Below are 19,618 nucleotides of genomic sequence, written 5' to 3'. Positions count from 1 at the left end.
GCGGGCCCGGCGGCAAGCCCGGCGGCGACGCCCAGGGCCCCGGCCAGGGCGCCGGGCAGCGCAGAGGACCGGCCCCCGCGGTCGGCATCGCGCGTTTCATGGGCGGACAGCCGACGGAGAAGTCCATGGACTTCCGCGGCTCCGGCGGCCGCCTGCTGTCCCTGCTGCGCCCCGAGCGCACCGTCATCGCCGTGGCGCTCTTCCTGGGTGTCGCCAGCGTCGCGCTGAGCGTCGTCGGGCCCAAGGTCCTCGGCCATGCCACCGACCTGATCTTCGCCGGTGTCATCGGCCGGCAGTGGGAATCCGGCCTCTCCAAGGCCCAGGTGCTGGAGGGGATGCGGCAGCGGGGCGACGGCAAGATCGCCGACCTGCTCTCCGGCGTGGACTTCACCCCGGGCCAGGGCATCGACTTCGACGCGGTCGGCGGGGTGCTGCTGTGGGTGACGCTGATCTACGTCGGCGCCTCGCTGTTCATGTTCATCCAGGCCCGCATCGCCACCAACGTCGTCCAGCGCGCGGTCTTCCGGCTGCGTGAGGACGTCGAGGAGAAGCTGGGCCGGCTGCCGCTGAGCTACTTCGACAAGCAGCAGCGCGGCGAGGTCCTCTCCCGCGCCACGAACGACATCGACAACATCGCGCAGACGCTGCAGCAGACCCTCAGCCAGATCATGACCTCGCTGCTGACGATCGTCGGCGTGCTGTCCATGATGTTCTGGATCTCCTGGCTGCTGGCGCTGGTCGCGCTGATCACCGTCCCGGTCTCGATCGTCGTGGCGACGAAGATCGGCAAGCGGGCGCAGCCGCAGTTCGTGGCGCAGTGGAAGTCGACGGGCACGCTCAACGCCCACATCGAGGAGATGTACACCGGCCACTCGCTGGTGAAGGTCTTCGGCCGCCAGAAGGAGTCCGCGGAGACCTTCCGCAAGGAGAACGACGACCTCTACGCCGCCGGCTTCAAGGCGCAGTTCATCTCCGGCATCATCCAGCCCGCGATGATGTTCATCGGCAACCTCAACTACGTGCTGGTCGCCGTGGTCGGCGGCCTGCGGGTGGCGAGCGGCTCGCTGTCGATCGGTGACGTGCAGGCCTTCGTCCAGTACTCGCGCCAGTTCAGCCAGCCGCTCACGCAGGTGGCGTCCATGGCCAACCTGGTGCAGTCGGGCGTCGCCTCGGCCGAGCGGGTCTTCGAGCTGCTGGACGCCGAGGAGCAGTCCCCGGAAGCCGCCGACGCGGTCGTCCCGGAGCGGGTGCGCGGCGAGGTGTCCTTCGAGAAGGTCTCCTTCCGCTACGAGCCGGACAAGCCGCTCATCGAGGACCTGTCGCTGACCGTGCGGCCGGGGCAGACGGTCGCCATCGTCGGGCCGACCGGCGCGGGCAAGACCACGCTGGTCAACCTGCTGATGCGGTTCTACGAGGTGGGCGGGGGCCGCATCACGCTCGACGGCACGGACACCGCCGCCATCTCGCGCGAGGAGCTGCGCTCCCACATCGGCATGGTGCTGCAGGACACCTGGCTCTTCGGCGGCACGATCGCGGAGAACATCGCCTACGGCGCCGCTGCGGACATCTCGATGGACAAGATCGTCGAGGCGGCGAGGGCGACCCACGTCGACCGCTTCGTGCGCACACTGCCCGACGGCTACGACACGGTCATAGACGAGGAGGGGTCGAACGTCAGTGTGGGCGAGAAGCAGCTGATCACCATCGCCCGCGCCTTCCTCGCCGAGCCCGAGATCCTGATCCTGGACGAGGCGACGAGCTCGGTCGACACCCGCACCGAGGTGCTCATCCAGCAGGCCATGGGCCGCCTGCGGACCGGCCGTACCAGCTTCGTCATCGCGCACCGCCTGTCCACCATCCGGGACGCCGACGTGATCCTGGTGATGGAATCCGGCCGGATCGTGGAGCAGGGCACGCACGACGCGCTGCTGGCGGCGGGCGGCGCGTACGCCCGTCTGTACGAGGCGCAGTTCGCCCAGCCGGTGGCGGAGGAAGTGCGCTAGGCGCCGTACGCACGCACCGAGCGACCGGGGGGCTTCCGTTTCGGAGGCCCCCCGTGCCGCTGGCCGGACGGGCCGGCGCCGGGGCAGACTGGTCCCATCCGAGAGCCGCGGGGAGCCGTCAAGAGTGGGGTGCGATCACCACTCGAAGTGATCGACGAAACACAAGGTCGTGCAAAATCGTCGGCACCTCCGAAAGTCGGGTGGGTTATTCTGCTGGGCAGAGAGGATCCGGGCAGAGTAGCCCCCGGGTCCTTTTGTGCATTCGGACGACGAGCAGTGCCCCAACCGTCCTCGCAGGGACCGAGGAGGAACCGACGTAATGGGCGAGCGAAGCGCACGACAAGAGACCGATCCCCGTGCCGGCCGTACGGGGCCGACGACGACCGAGGCGGGTGGCGGCCGATGAGCTCCCTGCTGCTCCTGACCAACGCGCTCCAGCCGTCGACCGAGGTGCTGCCCGCGCTCGGCCTGCTGCTGCACAGCGTGCGCGTGGCCCCCGCCGAGGGCCCGGCCCTGGTGGAGACCCCCGGCGCCGACGTCATACTGATCGACGGCCGCCGTGACCTGCCGCACGTCCGCAGCCTCTGCCAGCTCCTGCGCTCCACCGGCCCCGGCTGCCCGCTGCTGCTCGTCGTCACCGAGGGCGGCCTGGCCGCCGTCACCGCCGACTGGGGCGTCGACGACGTCCTGCTCGACACCGCCGGACCCGCCGAGGTCGAGGCCCGGCTCCGGCTGGCCATGGGCCGCCAGCAGATCACCATGGACGACAGCCCCATGGAGATCCGCAGCGGCGACCTCTCCGTGGACGAGGCGACCTACAGCGCCAAGCTCAAGGGCCGGGTCCTGGACCTGACCTTCAAGGAGTTCGAGCTGCTGAAGTACCTCGCCCAGCACCCCGGCCGGGTCTTCACCCGGGCCCAGCTGCTCCAGGAGGTCTGGGGCTACGACTACTTCGGCGGCACCCGCACCGTGGACGTCCACGTGCGACGGCTGCGGGCCAAGCTCGGCCCCGAGCACGAGTCGCTGATCGGCACCGTCCGCAACGTCGGCTACCGCTTCGTGGTGCCCGAGAAGGCGCCGGAGAAGGCGTCCGGGAAGTCCTCGGAGAAGTCCTCGGAGAAGATGCCGGAGAAGATCGACCGCCCGGGGGACGGGTCCGTGGCGCGGGACGCGGGCGACCGGGCGCGGCCCGGGAAGGCGGAGGCGGCCGAAGCCGAGGCCGTACGCCCGGTGAAACGGTAGGTGGACCCGCGTAGACTGCCGCGCGTGGCCAAGGTGACGCGGGACGATGTGGCGAGACTTGCGGGGACGTCGACCGCGGTCGTCAGCTATGTCATCAACAATGGACCGCGTCCGGTGGCGCCGGCGACGCGGGAACGGGTGCTGGCGGCGATCAAGGAGCTGGGGTACCGCCCCGACCGGGTCGCCCAGGCGATGGCGTCGCGACGGACGGACCTCATAGGCCTGATCGTCCCTGACGCGCGCCAGCCCTTCTTCGCGGAGATGTCGCACGCGGTCGAGCAGGCGGCGGCCGAGCGCGGGAAGATGGTCCTCGTCGGGAACTCCGACTACCTCGACGAGCGCGAAGTGCACTATCTGCGCGCCTTCTTGGGCATGCGCGTCTCGGGCCTGATCCTGATCAGCCAGGGACCGAGCGAGACCGCGGCGCTGGAGATCGACGCCTGGGACGCCCGCGTGGTCCTGATGCACCGCAGGCCCGACGCCATCGACGACGTGGCCGTGGTCACGGACGACGTCGGCGGCGCCCAGCTCGCCACCCGCCACCTCCTCGAGCACGGCCACCCCTACGTGGCCTGCCTCGGTGGCACGGAGGAGACCCCCACGGTGGGCGACCCCGTCACCGACCACGTCGAGGGCTGGCGGCGCGCCATGCGCGAGGCCGGAAAGTCCATCGAGGGCCGGCTCTTCCCCGCCCCGTACAACCGCTACGACGCCTACAAGGTCGCCCTCGAGCTGCTGGCCGGACCCAACCGGCCGCCGGCCCTGATGTGCGCCACCGACGACCAGGCCATCGGCGTCCTGCGCGCCGCCCGCGAGCTGCGCATCGACGTGCCGGGCGAGCTGGCCGTCGCCGCGTTCGACGACGTGAAGGAGGCGGCCCTGACGGACCCGCCCCTGACCACCGTCGCCTCGGACCGCCAGGCCATGGCCCGCTCGGCGGTGGACCTGGTCCTGGACGACGGGCTGCGGGTGGCCGGCAGCAGGCGCGAGCGCCTGAAGCAGTTCCCGTCCCGGCTGGTCATCCGCAGGTCCTGCGGCTGCGGCGGCTGACGCCGCCCGCCGGGCAGGGGGAGCAGGACGGTGTTTATCCGGTACGAACGCGCTTTTGCTCACCTTTTCAGGGCGCACTCAGACTGTTCTCATGAACCCGGAGCACAGTCATAGACATGACGGAAACCCCTGACGCCCACCAGCAGCCGCAGCCACGGCCCTACCCGGCGCCCCCGGCGTACGCCCCGTACGCCCACGTCGCCGGGCCCGCACCGGCCGTGGCGCCGGAGCCCCACGCCCACCGAGCACCCCGGGCCCGCCGCCCGGTGACGCTGATCGCGGCCTGCGCCCTCGTCGCGGCCCTGGTCGGCGGCGGCTCCGCCGCGCTCGTCGGCGAGCTGACCGGCGGTTCCCACGGCGGCGACCGGGCCACGCCCGTGCAGAACGTCTCCGCCAAGGGCAGCGGCGTCGCGGCCGTGGCGGGCGCCGTCAGCCCCAGCATCGTGGAGATCAAGGCCGCCACCGGCACCGGTCAGTCCACCGGCTCCGGCGTGATCGTCACCGGCGACGGCGAGGTCGTCACCAACAACCACGTCGTCTCCGGCGCCGACACCGTCCAGGTCACGCTCAGCGACGGCACGGCGAAGACCGCCAAGGTCGTCGGCACCGACCCGGACAAGGACCTCGCCCTGATCAAGATCCAGGGCGGCAAGGGCCTCAAAGCCGCCACCCTCGGTGACTCCGGCAGGCTCAAGGTCGGCGAGCAGGTCGTCGCCATCGGTTCCCCCGAGGGCCTCACCGGCACCGTGACCAGCGGCATCGTCTCCGCCCTCAACCGCGACGTCACCGTCTCCAAGGAGGAGGGCCGCGGCAAGCAGCAGCGCGGCGTCCCGCAGTGGCCGTTCGAGTTCGGCGGCAACCAGTACAACGGCGACACGGGCTCGTCCAAGACGACGTACAAGGCCATCCAGACGGACGCCTCGCTGAACCCCGGCAACTCCGGCGGCGCGCTCATCAACATGAGCGGCGAGATCATCGGCATCAACTCGGCGATGTACGCCTCCGGTTCGGGCAGCGGCTCGAGCGACTCCGCGGGCAGCGTGGGGCTCGGCTTCGCCATCCCGGTCAACACCGTCAAGGCGGACCTGGCCAAGCTCCGGGCGGGCGGCGTCGGCGGCTGAGCCGCCGGACCCGTTCCCGCCGACCGGTCGCGTGCGACGCTGAGAGCGTCCGCCGCCCATGACGTACACCCGTGAGGTACCGCCGATGAGCCCCGCCGAGCACGGCGACCAGCCCGCCCGCATCCTGATCGTGGACGACGAGCCCGCCGTCCGCGAGGCGCTGCGCCGCAGCCTCGTGTTCGAGGGCTACGCGACGGAGTCCGCCGTCGACGGGCTGGACGCGGTCGAGAAGGTGGGGACGTACGACCCGGAGCTGATCGTCCTGGACGTGCTGATGCCGCGCATGGACGGCCTCACCGCCGCCCGCCGGCTGCGCGCCTCCGGGGTGACCGTACCGATCCTGATGCTGACCGCACGCGACACCGTGGGGGACCGGGTCACCGGACTCGACGCCGGCGCTGACGACTACCTGGTCAAGCCCTTCGACCTGGACGAGCTGCTGGCCCGCATCCGCGCCCTGCTGCGCCGCAGCTCCTACGCGGCGCCCGCCCCGGCCACGGCCGACGCCCGGACGCTCGCCTACGCCGACCTGCGGATGGACCTGGCGACCCGCGAGGTGACGCGCGGCGAACGCCCGGTGGGGCTGACGCGCACGGAATTCACGCTGCTGGAGCTGTTCATGGCCCATCCCCGGCAGGTGCTGACCAGGGAGCAGATCCTGAAGTCGGTGTGGGGCTTCGAGTTCGAGCCCTCGTCCAACTCGCTGGACGTGTACGTGATGTACCTGCGCCGCAAGACGGAGGCGGGCGGGGAGGCACGACTGGTGCACACCGTGCGCGGGGTGGGATACGTCCTGCGAGCGGACGGCGGAGCCGAATGATCACAAGATTCCGGCGGCTGCCGCTGCGCTCGCGGCTGGCGCTGCTGACCGCCGCCGCCGTGGCCGTCGCGGTCGCCGTCGCGGCGATCGCGTGCTGGCTGGTCACCCGGCAGGAGCTGGAGCACCAGCGGGACACGACGCTGACCAGCGTGCGGGCGGACGACACCACCGTGAAGGGGCTGCTGCGCAGCTGCGGCACCGCGCCCACCGGCCCGTCCGCCCTCTTCCGCCCCTACACGGTGCAGATCATCACGAGCGAGGGCTTCATCTGCAGCACGGTCGGCACCTCCCCGATCAAGGTCGAGGACGACGACCTCCTCGTCGCCCGGCAGCAGCGGGGGCAGGCGCTGCACGACGCCCGGGCGAACGACGGCACCTCGATGCGCGTCGCCACGTCCCCGGGACCGGTGCCCGGCACCGCCGTGTCCATCGCACAGCCGCTCAGCGAGATCGACCGGCCGCTGAACGCGCTGGCCATCGTGCTGGCGGCAGTGGGCGGGTTCGGGGCCCTGGGGGCCGCGACGGCCGGCCTGTGGGTCGCCCGGGCCGGGCTCAAGCCCGTGGACCGGCTCACCGGCGCCGTCGAGCACATCGCGCGCACGGAGGACCTGGCCGTCCGCATCCCCGTCGAGGGCGAGGACGAGATCGCGCGGCTCTCGGCGTCCTTCAACGCCATGACCGCCGCCCTCGCCTCCTCGCGCGACCGCCAGCAGCAGCTCATCGCGGACGCCGGGCACGAACTGCGCACCCCGCTGACGTCGCTGCGGACGAACATCGACCTGCTGGTGCGGAGCGAGGCGACGGGCCGGGCGATCCCGGCGGAGGACCGCAAGGAACTGCTGGAGAGCGTCACGGCGCAGATGGCCGAGCTGGCCGGGCTGATCGGCGACCTGCAGGAACTCTCACGTCCGGACGGCCCGAGCGGCGGCGGCCCGCTGCAGGTGATCGCGCTGCACGAGGCCGTCGGGCGGGCGCTGGGCCGGGCCCGGCTGCGTGCCGCCGGAGCGGACCTCTCGATCGACGCGGAGCTCGGCAGCTGGTACGTACGCGCCGAACCGGCCGCGCTGGAGCGGGCGGTGGTCAATCTCCTGGACAACGCCGTGAAGTTCAGCTCTCCGGGTGGTGTGATCGAGGTGCGCCTGGTGAATGGTGAACTGACCGTTCGGGACCACGGACCGGGCATTCCGGCGGACGAACTCCCGCACGTGTTCGACCGTTTCTGGCGCTCGCCGACCGCCCGCAGCCTGCCCGGCAGCGGCCTGGGGCTCGCCATCGTCGCCCATACGGTCCGGCAGGCGGGCGGCGAGGTCACGCTGGCCCCGGCCGAGGACGGCGGCACCATCGCCTCCGTCCGGCTGCCGGGCGCGGCGACGGAGCCGCCCCGGCTGTGAGCCGGCCTGGTTGTAAGCCGGCCTGGCTATGAACCGGCCCGGTTGTGAGCCGCCCCGGCTGTGAGCCGGCCTGGCCGTGAGCCGTGGCGGGTGAGCCGTGGGGCGGTGGCGGGGGCCGCCTTCGCCTCATGTGCCGATCGGCAGCCCGGCGGCCGTCAGCTCCACCCGGATGCCGTCGCTCCGCACCGACACCGCGTGCAGGTGCAGATCGTCGGCCTGTTTCGGGAGCCGGAAGGACAGCGCGAGCCGGTCGGCGAGCGCGGGCGGCTGGAGACGGGTCAGGGCGGTGATCAACTGCGGGTCGATGCCGAGCCGTTCCAGCAGCCAGGGGTTGTCGAGCACCACGTCGACCAGGTTGACCTTCGTGAGCCGCTCGACGAAGCGTGGCGCGCCCGTCAGCTCGTGCAGCCGCTCCTCGCTGCGCAGGGCGAGCGCGACGTCCTCCTCGCTCACCCCGAGCCGGGCGGCGATCGCCGGCACGGACAGCAGCGCCTTCACCCGGGCGGCGTCGCGGCTGAGGAGCTCGGCCGCCTCGGGATGCAGGGTGAGCGTGCGGCCCTCGCCCGGACCGGGCCGGTAGGTGGCGACGCGGGGGAGGTCCAGGCTCATGTCCTCGACGGCGGTGGAGACGGCCCGGTCGCCGTCGCGCCGCAGCCGGGCCCGGGCCCGCAGGACCAGCTCCTGCCCGGCGACGGACAGCCGCCCCTTGGCGCCGATGGTGTTGCCGCCGAGGTCGCTGAATCTGACCTGGGAGGCGCCGAGCTCGCGGTTCATGTCGTCGAAGGCCAGCAGGACGTTGCCCTCGAGCCGGCCGACGACGGCCCCGTGGATGCCGGCCGGCAGGCTGCCGGTGAGCCGGATGTCGCGGGCGCTCGCCCGCACCTTGGCGAGCGAGACCCGGTCGGCGGCGACGTCGGGGACGGTGACGTCGACCTGCCGCAGGCGCTTGGTGAGCACCTGGGTGAGGAAGGGGAACCCCCGGATGTCCACCTGCGGCTGGGCCTCGAGGTGCAGCGCCTGCTGCAGCTTCTGCTGGGCCTTCTTCTCGGCGTACATCACCGCGCAGCGGTCCGCGAGGAGGAGGAAGGCGGTGCCGAAGAGGAGGGCGAGGAGGAGCTTGGTGGCCCGGCGGTAGGTCCGCAGGGGGCTGGGCGGGCGGCGGCGGCCGCGACCGCGGCGTTGCCTGCGGGCGGCGTGCCGGCGGGGGCTGGGGCGCCGGCGACGGTGGCGGTGGCGGTGGCCGGGGGGTGTTTCGGGGACCGGTTCGAGGGCCGGTTCGAGGGCCGGATCGGCGACTTCGTCGAGTAAGAGGGGTGGTTCGGCGGGTTGCTCGTACTCGGGGTCGGCGAATGACACCAGGTCATCGTGGTGGCCGGTGGGGTGGGCGGATATGCCGGTGGGGGTCCGCATCGCTCTATCCCAACACGGTGAATGCCCTCGAACGCAAGGGTTACTCCTGGTACTTGCGGATTACTTGCACCGGTTCGAACGTGCGTCTTAGCATCAATACGAGCAAAAAGCGGGGCGGTTTTCGGCCGTTGGGCCGGGGTTTTTCCCCTCGGCCGACCGGGCCCTCTAGCGTGGCCCCATGACACGCGCTCGGGGGAGTCGCGACGACCACGCGACATGTGCGGTAGCGGTGGGCCCGAATGAAGGCTCGAATGTGCTCGAATCTCTGCGCGAGCACCCCATAGGATTCCACATCAAGATCAATAACTCGCGAACGCCGTTGTCGCCCGAATCGTCGTAGACCCCGACGAGGCGGGCCGGGACGGCGGCGCAGGGGGAGGGAATCCTGATGACGTCATCCCGTTTCGGTCGTCGCGCCGCGGGTGCCGCGGCCGCCGTCGTCCTGGCCGGCGCCGCCGCGCTGACCAGCGCGTCTCCGGCTGCCGCCAAGGGCTACGACCTGGCGTTCGACAGCGGCTCGCTGACCGGGCAGAACGCCCTGGCGGCGAAGGTCACGTACTCCTGCGACGAGCACAACGACAACGCGCTCGTCGTCAACGCCACCAAGCTCAACGTCACCGGCCACGACGAGTCGAACGCCGCGGGACTCATCAAGGCCGACAAGCTCACCTGCGACTACACCCGCCACAGCACCACGGTGACGCTGCGCACGCAGACCGGCTCGCGGTTCGCGAAGGGCGACCGGGTGAAGTTCACCGTCTTCTATTTCGACGGCGACGGCTTCATCTCCTTCAAGCAGGACAAGGTCGTCACCCTGTAGCCGTCGCCCTGTCGCCCTGTAGCCATGGGCGGGCGGTTCCGGGCGATTCGCTCACCGCCTGCCCGTACGCACCGCGCCCGCGCTCGCCGTGATCACCATGGCGATCGCGGCGCACTGCGGCAGCGACAGCCCCTGGCCCAGCACCAGATAGCCCGCCAGCGCGGCGACGGCCGGCGCCAGGGCCGTCAGCACCGCGAACGTCGCGGTGGGCAGCCGGCGCAGGGCGAGCAGCTCCAGGGCGTAGGGCACGCCCGAACTCATCACCGCGATCGCCAGGCCCAGGCCGAGCACCGCGGGCTCCAGCAGCGTCCCGCCCGATGCGCCGACGCCGGGCGGCAGGGCGACCAGCGCGGCCACGGTCATCGCGATCGCCAGACCGTCCAGCCGCGGGAACCGGGCGCCCGCACGGGCGTTGAGCACGATGTACGCCGCCCACATCGCCCCCGCGCCGAGCGCGAAGGCCACGCCCCCGGCGTTGAGCTCGCCGAAGCCGCCGCGGCCCAGCAGAAAGACCCCGGCCAGCGCGAGGGCCGCCCACAGCAGGCCGGCGACGCGGCGCGCGGCGACGACCGACAGCAGCAGCGGCCCGAGCACCTCCAGGGTGACCGCCGCCCCCAGCGGGATACGGTCGATCGCCTGGTAGAAGAGGATGTTCATGCCGCCGAGGGCCAGGCCGAACGCGCCGGCCACCGCCCAGTCCGCGCGCGAGTACCCCCGCAGCCGGGGCCGGGTGACGACCAGCAGCACCACCGCGGCCAGCGTCACCCGCAGCGCGACCGTGCCGAGCGCCCCGGCCCGCGGGAACAGCAGCGCGGCGAAGGCCGACCCGAACTGGACGGACACCGTCCCGGCCAGGACGAGGCCGACGCCGCCGAGCGTGCCGCGCCCGGCGGCATGGCGAAGAACGACGGGCTCCGCCGCCGTCGCGGAGGAGGTGTGGGCGTGCGCGGTGGATGTCATGCCCCCACGCTAGAAACCCGGCAACGCCGTGGGAAATGCCTTTTGCCGTGCGGTTATGCTTCGGAGGCATGACCATCGAGCTGCGGCACCTGCGGGCCTTCGTCGCCATCGCCGAGGCGGGCACCATCACCCGCGCCGCCGCCCGCCTCCACCTCACCCAGCCGGCGCTCTCCCGCACCCTGCGCCAGCTCGAGGACCACCTGGGCGCCCGCCTCGTCGACCGCTCCACGCACCACCTCGAACTGACCGCCGAAGGCCGCGCCTTCCGCGACCGGGCCCAAGCCGCCCTCTCCGCCGTCGAGACCGCCCTCGACCCCCGAGGGCTGACCGACCGGCCCCTGCGCCTGGGCCACACCTGGGCGGCGCTCGGCGATCACACCGTCCCCCTGCTGCGCCGCTGGGACGAGACGCACCCCGGCATCGCGCTGGAACTGCTCCGCGTCGACGACCGCACGGCCGGCCTCACCCAGGGAAAGGTCGACGCGGCCCTGCTGCGCGGCGCGGTCACCTCGCCCGGGCTGCGCACCGAACCGCTGCTGTCGGAGACGCGGGTGGTGGTCATGCCGGCCGGCAGCCCGCTGGCGGCGCTCCCCGAGGTCACCCTGGCGGACCTCGCCGACCGTCCGATCGCCCTCAACACCGTCTCCGGCACCACGACCATGGACCTCTGGCCGCCGGCGGCCCGGCCCGTCGCGACCATCGAGGTGACCAACACCGACGAGTGGCTCATGGTCATCGCCGCCGGCCGCGCGGTCGGGGTCTCCACGTCGGCCACCCCGAGCAACCACATGCACCCCTCGCTGGTCTACCGCCCGCTCGCGGACGCGCCGACCGTCCCCGTCGTCCTCGCCTGGCGCGAGGGGCTGGGACACCCGGCCCTCCCCGACCTGGTGGCCCTCGCACACCGGATCCTCGCGACGGGAAAGCCCTGAGCCTCTTGTGCTGGTGGCGCGTTGTCGTGGTGGCGCGCTACCAGCGCAGGGCGGTGAAGTCGACGGGCTGGGGTTCGAGCGCCTGGGTACGCGCCGTCAGGCCCCGCAGCCGCCGGGCCATCTCCGGCGCGGGCAGTCGCTTGCGGTCGCCGTGGCCCGGCAGCACCCACTCGAAGCGCAGCCTCTCGGCCGTACGGGCCAGGGAGGCGGCGAGCTCGGTGATCGAGTACCAGACCACGCTCTCCGCCACCTCGAGGTCGCCCGTCGTACGCGACCAGTAGATGCTGTCGCCGGTGAAGCAGTACCGCTCGTCGGCCACGTAGAGCACGCTGCCGAGCGTGTGCCCCGGGAGCGGGTGGACCACCACCCCCTCGGCGATCTCGACGGGATCGGTCCCGCGCAGAACGTGGTCGGCGTCGGGGGACGCGTCGAGGTCGCCCTCATGGATCCACAGCCGGGCGCTGAACCGATCCGCGTACTGGCGTCCGTGCGCCGCGTGGTCCCGGTGGGTGAGCAGGACGTCGGTGATGGGCCCGGCGCTCGCCGCCTCGTAGCGGTCCGCCAGGGTGGCGCTCCAGCGCGGGGTGTCGATCATCATCGTGGTGCCGGACGGCCGCCGCAGCAGATACGCGTTCGCGGCGGCGGTGTGGGGCGAGTTGTGCCCGCAGAGGGAGACGGTGTCGTCGAGGGCGAGGGGGAACGGGTCCAGGGCGGGGTCGAGGCGGTGTTCGGTGTGGCGGATGGAACGGGTGTGGCAGGCGTACGCCGCCGTGTGCAACTGCCGCACCTCCTCCTCGGTGCGCGGCTGACGGACCACTTCGGCGCGCCCGTCCACCTCCGCGATGAGGTCCGGCGCGAGCTGCCGGGCGACGTCGCAGTTGGTGCAGCGGGAGTCGACGTACCAGCCGGTGGCCGGGGCTGACTCGATGTCCACGGGAAGCTCCTCCTCGGCGTGCGGGTCGCGGGGTGGCCGCACGCGCCATTCAGTGATAACTCCCGCCGCCCGCAAAGAGGAAGAGTGGCCCGCCTTGTGCTTTACGCCCCGGTCGTCTCTCTCCGATCAGCCGCAGATCAGCCGCCGATCAGTGGCCGATCGGCCGTGATCGGCCCGGGCTGCCGGTCAGGCACCGGCCGGCGTCACCCATTCGACGAGCTGGACCACGACTCCGTTGGGGTCGGTGACCTGGAAGAGCCGCTCGCCCCAGGGCTCCTCGCGCAGTGGCATCGTGATGGTGACGCCCTCGGCGCGCAGCCGGCGCTCCTGCTCCTCGATGCCGGTCGCGGTGAACACCACGATCAGGCCGGAGGCGCGCTGGTCGCGCTGCTCGACGGGCAGTACGGGTATGCCGCGCCGCAGCAGGACCAGGTCGACGGCCGCGTCCTCGCGGGACAGCGAGACGAAGCCGTCCGCGGCCATGACCTCCGCATAGCCGAAGTGCGTGATGAAGAAGTCCCGGGAGGCGGCCACGTCGTCGACGGTCAGGGACACGGCGGAAGCGGTGATGTTCATGCGGCTCCTCGGATTCGTACATGCTGAGCAAACTTGCTACCGACGTAAACTTAAGCCAAGCGCAGTGAGTGCGTCAAGCGAAAAGATACGTCGGATGTAAGATTTCTCCATGCGCAGCGAACCCATGGGCCTCCGGGAGTCCAAGAAGCAGGAGACCAGGCAGTCGATCTCCGCTCACGCGACCAGGCTCTTCATCGAGCAGGGCTTCGAGAGCACCACCATCGCCGAGATCGCCGCCGCCGCCCGGGTCGCGAAGAAGACCGTCACCAACTACTTCCCGCGCAAGGAGGACCTGGCCCTCGACCACCACGAGGAGTTCGTGACGAGCCTGGCCCAGGCCGTCGCCGACCGCGACCCCGGCGAATCGGCACTGGACTCGCTGCGCCGAGCCTTCGACGGCGCCGTCCAGGACCAGGACCCCGTCGCGGGCTTCGCCGGCCCCGACTTCTCCCGCATGATCGCCGACAGCCCGACCCTCACGGCACGGGTTCGCGACCTCCACGACCAACGCGAGGAAGCCCTCGCCCAGGCCCTGGCGGCCGCCACCGGCGCCGACCCCGGCGACATCGTCCCCAGGGCCGCGGCGGCCCAACTCGGCGCCGCTCACCGGGTCCTGTTCCAGCGGATCCAGGAACTCACCCTCGCCGGGTGCGACAACGCCCGGATCGCCGTCCACGTCGCCGCGGACGCCGCCCGGGTCTTCGGGCTCCTCGAGCCGTCCCTCGCCCACTACGCCACCCGGGCCGAGTGATCCGTCCGAGGCCGGAACGACCCTGATCCCGCCCGGTTCCGGCTACCTGCCCGGTTCCGGCCGGCCGAGCCGCTTCTCCAGCCAGGCCACGTCCCAGAACGCGCCGAACTTCCGCCCGACCTGCTCCATCACCCCGGCCGGGCGGAAACCGAATCGTTCGTGCAGTCGCATGGACGCCGCGTTGGGCTGGGTGATGCCGGCGTACGCCCGGTGGACGTCCTCGGTGGCGAGGGCCTCGAAAAGGGCGTCGTAGAGCAGACCGCCGAGGCCTCGGCCCGTATGGCCGGGGGCGAGGTAGACGCTGGTCTCGACCGAGGTCTCGTAGGCCTGCTTGTCGCGGAAGGGGCCGCTCGTGGCGTAGCCGAGGACCGTGCCGGCCTCCTCGGCGACCAGGAGCCGGTGGCGGCCGGTCGCGGGGTGGGCGTCCAGCCATGCGCGGCGGGCGTCGACGTCGACGGGGGCGATGTCGAAGGTGACGGGCGTGTGGACCACGTAGTGGTTGTAGATGCCGGTGAGGGCGACGAGGTCGTCGTGCGCCCCCGGCCGGACCCGTATCGCCGTGGTGCTGTCGGTGCTGTCGCGCATCGGTGCTCCCTTGCCCTGGACCTGGCGCTGGACGCTACCGGGAGCCTGTTACACGTACGTGTCGGGCATCGCGGGCGGTCATCCGAGATCCACCGGGTCCGGAATCGAGATCACCCGGCTCCCCGCCACGTCGAGATCGATGGTGCCGTCGGCGTGGGCGTCCACCAGGACCAGGTGCAGGTCGACGTCGGCCTGGGCCGGTGCCGCCAGCATGGCGCCGGCCACGCAGAGCAGGGCGGTCGCGGTGAGGGTGGTCAGGGCGCGGTGGAAGAGTTTCATGCGGTGCTCTCTACCGGCGTGGAACCCCTCCCAAGCCTCCTCCGCGCACGAGCGCCACCCCGCACCCCCACGCGCCCCGCCGCAGCCGACTTGCCGGGGCGGGGATCCGTAGAAGACTGGAAGTGACGACCCGAGCGGTCGACCCGGGTGAGTTGGGGGTCGACATGTCCTCTCGGCCGGAGAGACACGCCGCCACCGAGGCTTCGTTGCTGCCGGTTCCGCATGTGAAGCGGACGGCGGTTCTGACGGGGCTCGCGGCACTGGCGTTGTTGCTCGCGGTGCACGCCGTCGGGATGCGGAAGCCCGCCTGGCACGTCACGGGTGACTGGTGGGGGCCTTTCGAGGGGCTTTTCGCGTTCGTGATGCAGTGCGTCGCCGGGGTGGCGCGCCTGGTGACCACCAGCAAGGACGGGGCGCCGCTGAGCGTGCGCCTCGGCTGTCTGCTGCTCCTCCTGCTCACGTTCGTGTTCTGGCGTCGGTGGATGCTCGCCCGCAACGCGTACCGGCCCGGTCCGGTCGATGTGCAGAAGCTCGTCGCGTCCAGCCCGGAAGTCGAGCAGGAACTCGAGGGGTTGACCGCCCAGCTGCGCAAATATCTCTCGGAGACCAACCTCTATCCGCCGAGCGCCCTGCCTGCCGAAACCCCCGCCGAGAACTTCATCGACCTGCTCGGGGACGTGGACCTCGAACCGAAGAAGTTCGGCACGAGTCTGCTCCGGCTCTTCAGCCGGCTTCGGCCCAAGGTCGCCTACACGGTGCGCGGGGTGTTGCGGGCCCGGGCCGGCGAGCCGCGCTGCGGGATGACCATCACGGTCACGTCCTATGCCATGCGGGGCAGCCGCACGGAGACGCTGTGGGGCGATACGTGGGACGACGTGGTGAGGTCGGGCGGGAACTGGGTCATGGCCGCGATCGTGCCCGTGACACGGGCGGGCAGACGGCCGCCCTGGCAGGAGTGGCACGGGCGGGACCTGGATCCCGAGTTGTTCGCCGCCTATCAGGAGGGGCGTCGCCTCAGCAGGGAACGGAAGTTCGACGACGCCCTGGACCGCTATTACACCGCTCTCCGGCTCGACCCCTCGAACCTGTACCTGCGCACTCAGATCGCGGGCATACAGGAGAAGCTCTGGTTGCACCTCGACGCTCTCGAGACGTACTACGGCGCGATGTTGTTGGACGGGTGCACGAATCGGCAGCGGGAAGCGCGTCTGGCGATGAGATACGGCGACCCCCGGCGATTCTTCCGGAGACGGTACCGGTGGTGGAGCAAAGGCCTGTTGGAGGTCCGGTACCGCTACGCCGTCGTCCTCGGTGTCGGCGAACAGACCGCCCGGCAGTGGTGCGTGAGTTCTTCGGACAACGGCCACTTCCCACGGCGGGCCTGCGCCCGTGACCAGATCCGCGCCGCGATGGCGCCGGCCTTCGCCGACCGCTACTGGCGGGCCTTCAAGGGGTGGACCAGCGGCCGGACGGAGGCGACCGAAAGGGAAAGGATCACGGCCTGGCTGATGGAAGCCCTCCAGAAGGAGCGGAAGATATGGCTCGTACGCCTCATCTTCCAGCGCGCCTGCCTCGAGGAGATGCGACAGCTCGCCCGGGACTCGCCCTGGGCCACGTTGCTCCCCTTCGTGGGCGCGCGCTCCCGGGGAACCCTCACCCGGGCCTCGCTCCGGCTCAACGTCAAGGTGTTGGCGCCTCTGCGGCTGTCCTGGGCGGATTCCGACAGGGATGGGCCCAGCGGCCCGGACGGGGAGAACGTGCCCCTGGCGGCGATGCCACCGGCGCCGTCGTGGATCGGCGACGCGCGCAGGCTCGACCAGCGTGTCCAGCACGTCCTCGACCGGCCGATACCCCACTGGGTGAAGCGGCGACTCCCGCGCCCCCGCAGGCCGTGGCAGGACAGCTACAACGCGGCCTGCGTCTACGCCGCCGCCATGAGCCACCCGGACTTCTCGCAGGAAGCCGATCGGCTCGCGGCCCTGGCGGTGGGGGAACTCGAGGACGCGGCGAGAACGGGCGGGAGCGGTTCGTACTCCCTCAAGCGGTCGTGGCTGCTGATCCAGGACCCCGACCTGAACGCACTGCGCCCTCATCCGCGATTCATTCGGTTCGAGCGTGAGACCTACCCCCACGCCTTTCCCGATCGCCACCGTCCGCAGCACTCCGTGCCGGCCGAACTCAGGGCCTATCACCGTCGGCTTCTCCAGAACGCGGCACGGGTCATGGAGCACACCTGGCGCGACAGGGGGAATCAGCTGCTCAGCGGAGAGGACACGGTGGCCCAGTGGTTCAGCGGCGACCGCGAGGCCTGGGAGTGCGTCTACCAGGTCGTCAAGAACGGGGGCAACGACTGGCGTGACCGGGAGAGACTGTTGCGGGTGCTGCGGGACATCGCGGCTGCCGACCTGTCGGTCCGGCACGGTCTGCCGCCCGGTCTGCCCGAACTGGACGACCTCCTGGACGAGGCCGCATGGGTCGCCCCGGTCGGGAGCAAGGAACGCGTCCGGACCGCCAGTGAGGCGACGGAGCGGCGCCTGGAATACGTGAGATGGGACCTGGAGCCCGTGGACGGGGACAGGTCCTGGGCGCCCGAGCTCTCCCCGATCCGGCGCAGCGAGGAGTGGTACGCCGCCGTCAGGAAGGACCAGGCCGTCTCCCGGCTGCCGACGCGGCGGGCGGCCTGGCAGGTGGTGTGCCGGGACTACGAATGCGCATGGCGCGCTCTGGACGACCAGCTCGACCCGGACAAGGACCCCCTGGTCCTTCACCGGGCGCTGAAGGACCTCCGGAGGCCGCGGTGGGCCGCGTACGGCCTCACCGCCTCCTGAACCGTGAGGTGCCCGCTCGCCGCGCGCGCGGCGAGCGGGCACCTCACGGCGCTACTTGGTGCTACTTCACCACCGTGATGCGCTCCGCCTTCGGCGGGGCCAGCGGGGACTCCTTGGAGGAGTGGGCCTGCAGGTAGGCGACGAAGACGTCGAGGTCAGAGGCCGCGACGAGCTTGTTGGTGCCCTCCTTGAAGGCGGGGAAGCCGTCGCCGCCGCCCATCAGGAACTCGTTGCCCGCGACGCGGTAGGTCTTGGCCGGGTCGATGGGGGTGCCGTTCAGCTTGACGGAGGAGGCGACGACGCGGTCGGCGCCCTTCTTCGTCAGGTCAAGGGTGTAGGTCAGGCCCTTGCTGACCTGCAGGATCTTGGGGCTGGGCTCGTTGGGGCCGCTGACCTGCTGCTGCAGGACGGCGATGACCTGGGCGCCGGTGAGGTCCTTGAGCTGCATGAGGTTGGTGAAGGGCTGGACCGTGAAGGCCTCGCCGTAGGTCACCACGCCGTCGCCCTCGTTGCCGGAGGCCTTGTGGGCGAGGTCGGAGCGGATGCCGCCGGGGTTCATGAAGGCGATCTGGGCGCCGCCCTTGTCCTTCGGGGCGAGGGCCTCGAGCTGGGCGTCGGTGATGACGTCGCCGAGCGGCTTCTCGTAGTCCTCGGAGCCGCGGCCGTTGATGTCGGCGCTGATGTAGCCGACGGGCTTGTTGGCGACGGGGGCCGCGAGGGTCTTCCAGCGGTCGATGAGGCGGGTCATGTCCGCGGCCTTGGGCTGCTCGCGGTTCACGACGTGGTTGGTGGCGCGGGGGCCCTTGACGCTGGTGCGGACGATGTCCTTGGTGCGACGGTCGTACGTCAGCGTGGTGTCGGTGTAGAGGCGACCGAAGGAGGCGGCCGAGGTCACCGTGCGCGGGGCGCCCGACGGGTCGGGGATGGTGCAGGCGTAGGCCTGGTGGGTGTGGCCGGTGATGAAGGCGTCCACCTTGGGCGTGACCTTCTTGGCGATCTCGACGATCGGGCCGGAGATGCCCGCGCCGGCGCCGGGGGTGTCGCAGTCGTAGTTGTACGAGCCGGACGCCGGCATGCCGCCCTCGTGGACGAGGGTGACGATCGACTTCACGCCCTGGCGGTCGAGCTCCTTGGCGTACTTGTCGATCGTCTCGACCTCGTCGCGGAACTTCAGGCCCTTGACGCCCTCGGCCGTGACGACGTCGGGGGTGCCCTCGAGGGTGAGACCGATGATGCCGATCTTCACGCCCTTGTGCTGCCAGATCGTGTACGGCTTGAGGATCGGCTTGCCGGTCTTCTCGTCGACGACGTTCGCGGCGAGGTAGGGGAAGTCGGCGCCCTTGAAGGTCTTGCCCTTCTCGAAGCAGCCCTCCTTGGGGTGGCAGCCGCCGCGCTGCATGCGCAGCAGTTCGGCGCGGCCCTCGTCGAACTCGTGGTTGCCGACGGAGGTCGCGTCCAGCTTGATCTTGTTGAGGGCCTCGATGGTCGGCTCGTCGTGGAAGAGACCGGTCATCAGGGGGCTCGCGCCGATCATGTCGCCGGCCGCCGCGGTGATGGAGTACTCGTGGCCCTTGCGGGCCGTGCGCAGCGAGTTGGCGAGGTACTCGACGCCGCCCGCGGGTATGACCTTCGTCGTGCCGTCGGCCTGCTTCTCGGTCACGGTGCCGGAGGAGCCCTGCGGGGGCTCGAGGTTGCCGTGCAGGTCGTTGAAGGAGAGCAGCTGCACGTCCACCGTGCGGCCGTGGCGCTTTCCGTACGCGTCCGAGGCGCCGGCCGGGGCCGTTCCGGCGGTCAGGACGCCGGCGGTGGCGGCGAGCACGGCGGTGGTGGCGGTCAGCCGTCTGATGGTGCTGCGCTTGCGCGGCGGCGGCTTCGCGGGCATGTGTTCCCCTTTTTCGGTCAATGTGCTGGGGGTG

The 19,618-nt window shown here is 71.4% G+C and carries 17 protein-coding genes; 10 read left to right on the top strand and 7 right to left on the bottom strand.

All coding sequences use genetic code 11. The features are described 5' to 3' along the window. Positions 1 to 98: 98 nt before the first annotated feature. From AB4K12_RS23155 to AB4K12_RS23130, 6 genes are all read left to right on the top strand, one after another. Positions 99 to 2,003: an ABC transporter ATP-binding protein gene (locus AB4K12_RS23155; RefSeq protein WP_368436087.1), complete on the top strand. Its 1,905-nt coding sequence runs from the start codon at positions 99 to 101 to the stop codon at positions 2,001 to 2,003. Between the two features lie 402 nt (positions 2,004 to 2,405). After that, the gene (locus AB4K12_RS23150) at positions 2,406 to 3,245 is read left to right on the top strand and encodes a response regulator transcription factor (protein WP_368436020.1); all 840 of its coding nucleotides are present in this window, start codon (positions 2,406 to 2,408) and stop codon (positions 3,243 to 3,245) included. A 24-nt stretch (positions 3,246 to 3,269) separates the two neighbouring features. After that, positions 3,270 to 4,295, top strand: coding sequence for a LacI family DNA-binding transcriptional regulator (locus AB4K12_RS23145; protein WP_086569311.1), 1,026 nt, complete (start codon positions 3,270 to 3,272; stop codon positions 4,293 to 4,295). Between the two features lie 116 nt (positions 4,296 to 4,411). Further along, a complete protein-coding gene (locus AB4K12_RS23140; RefSeq protein WP_368436019.1) occupies positions 4,412 to 5,416 on the top strand; it encodes a S1C family serine protease in 1,005 nt (334 codons plus the stop codon). Between the two features lie 85 nt (positions 5,417 to 5,501). Continuing rightward, positions 5,502 to 6,236 (top strand): response regulator transcription factor, encoded by a 735-nt coding sequence (locus AB4K12_RS23135; RefSeq protein ID WP_368436018.1) that lies wholly within the window; start codon positions 5,502 to 5,504, stop codon positions 6,234 to 6,236. After that, entirely contained in the window at positions 6,233 to 7,627 is a 1,395-nt protein-coding gene (locus AB4K12_RS23130) for a sensor histidine kinase (protein WP_368436017.1), read from the top strand. Before AB4K12_RS23135 ends, AB4K12_RS23130 begins: the two co-directional genes overlap by 4 nt. Before the next feature lie 126 nt (positions 7,628 to 7,753). Here the strand turns inward: AB4K12_RS23130 and AB4K12_RS23125 are convergent, their stop codons facing one another. Continuing rightward, positions 7,754 to 9,037 (bottom strand): DUF2993 domain-containing protein, encoded by a 1,284-nt coding sequence (locus AB4K12_RS23125; RefSeq protein WP_368436016.1) that lies wholly within the window; start codon positions 9,035 to 9,037, stop codon positions 7,754 to 7,756. 388 nt (positions 9,038 to 9,425) lie between these two features. Here AB4K12_RS23125 and AB4K12_RS23120 point away from each other — a divergent pair, with 388 nt between their 5' ends. Then, a complete protein-coding gene (locus tag AB4K12_RS23120; RefSeq protein ID WP_368436015.1) occupies positions 9,426 to 9,857 on the top strand; it encodes a hypothetical protein in 432 nt (143 codons plus the stop codon). 51 nt (positions 9,858 to 9,908) lie between these two features. Here the strand turns inward: AB4K12_RS23120 and AB4K12_RS23115 are convergent, their stop codons facing one another. Continuing rightward, on the bottom strand, positions 9,909 to 10,817 hold the full coding sequence (locus AB4K12_RS23115; RefSeq protein ID WP_368436014.1) for a DMT family transporter: 909 nt from the start codon (positions 10,815 to 10,817) through the stop codon (positions 9,909 to 9,911). A gap of 68 nt (positions 10,818 to 10,885) precedes the next feature. Between AB4K12_RS23115 and AB4K12_RS23110 the strand changes: the two genes are divergently transcribed. Then, on the top strand, positions 10,886 to 11,749 hold the full coding sequence (locus tag AB4K12_RS23110; RefSeq protein WP_368436013.1) for a LysR family transcriptional regulator: 864 nt from the start codon (positions 10,886 to 10,888) through the stop codon (positions 11,747 to 11,749). A gap of 37 nt (positions 11,750 to 11,786) precedes the next feature. Here AB4K12_RS23110 and AB4K12_RS23105 read toward each other — a convergent pair whose 3' ends face one another. Next, positions 11,787 to 12,683, bottom strand: coding sequence for an MBL fold metallo-hydrolase (locus AB4K12_RS23105; RefSeq protein ID WP_368436012.1), 897 nt, complete (start codon positions 12,681 to 12,683; stop codon positions 11,787 to 11,789). Positions 12,684 to 12,869: 186 nt separating this feature from the next. Continuing rightward, entirely contained in the window at positions 12,870 to 13,259 is a 390-nt protein-coding gene (locus AB4K12_RS23100) for a VOC family protein (protein WP_368436011.1), read from the bottom strand. 109 nt (positions 13,260 to 13,368) lie between these two features. Between AB4K12_RS23100 and AB4K12_RS23095 the strand changes: the two genes are divergently transcribed. Continuing rightward, positions 13,369 to 14,010: a TetR/AcrR family transcriptional regulator gene (locus tag AB4K12_RS23095; RefSeq protein WP_086573128.1), complete on the top strand. Its 642-nt coding sequence runs from the start codon at positions 13,369 to 13,371 to the stop codon at positions 14,008 to 14,010. 42 nt (positions 14,011 to 14,052) lie between these two features. On the opposite strand, the gene AB4K12_RS23090 is transcribed toward AB4K12_RS23095, so the two are convergent. Both AB4K12_RS23090 and AB4K12_RS23085 read right to left on the bottom strand, forming a co-directional pair. Next, positions 14,053 to 14,595 carry an N-acetyltransferase family protein gene (locus AB4K12_RS23090; RefSeq protein WP_368436010.1) on the bottom strand — a complete coding sequence of 181 codons (543 nt, stop codon included), beginning with the start codon at positions 14,593 to 14,595 and terminating at the stop codon, positions 14,053 to 14,055. A 78-nt stretch (positions 14,596 to 14,673) separates the two neighbouring features. Beyond that, on the bottom strand, positions 14,674 to 14,874 hold the full coding sequence (locus AB4K12_RS23085; protein WP_368436009.1) for a hypothetical protein: 201 nt from the start codon (positions 14,872 to 14,874) through the stop codon (positions 14,674 to 14,676). A gap of 164 nt (positions 14,875 to 15,038) precedes the next feature. On the opposite strand from AB4K12_RS23085, the gene AB4K12_RS23080 reads away from it, so the two are divergent. Continuing rightward, positions 15,039 to 17,702: a hypothetical protein gene (locus tag AB4K12_RS23080; protein WP_368436008.1), complete on the top strand. Its 2,664-nt coding sequence runs from the start codon at positions 15,039 to 15,041 to the stop codon at positions 17,700 to 17,702. 61 nt (positions 17,703 to 17,763) lie between these two features. Here the strand turns inward: AB4K12_RS23080 and AB4K12_RS23075 are convergent, their stop codons facing one another. After that, positions 17,764 to 19,584: a bifunctional UDP-sugar hydrolase/5'-nucleotidase gene (locus tag AB4K12_RS23075; RefSeq protein WP_368436007.1), complete on the bottom strand. Its 1,821-nt coding sequence runs from the start codon at positions 19,582 to 19,584 to the stop codon at positions 17,764 to 17,766. Positions 19,585 to 19,618 lie beyond the last annotated feature (34 nt).

It is taken from the genome of Streptomyces sp. C36 (assembly GCF_040932295.1).
Classification (GTDB): Bacteria; Actinomycetota; Actinomycetes; order Streptomycetales; family Streptomycetaceae; genus Streptomyces; species Streptomyces triculaminicus.
The sequence above is the reverse complement of the archived record's forward strand: the minus strand, read 5'-3'. Positions and strand labels throughout refer to the sequence as shown.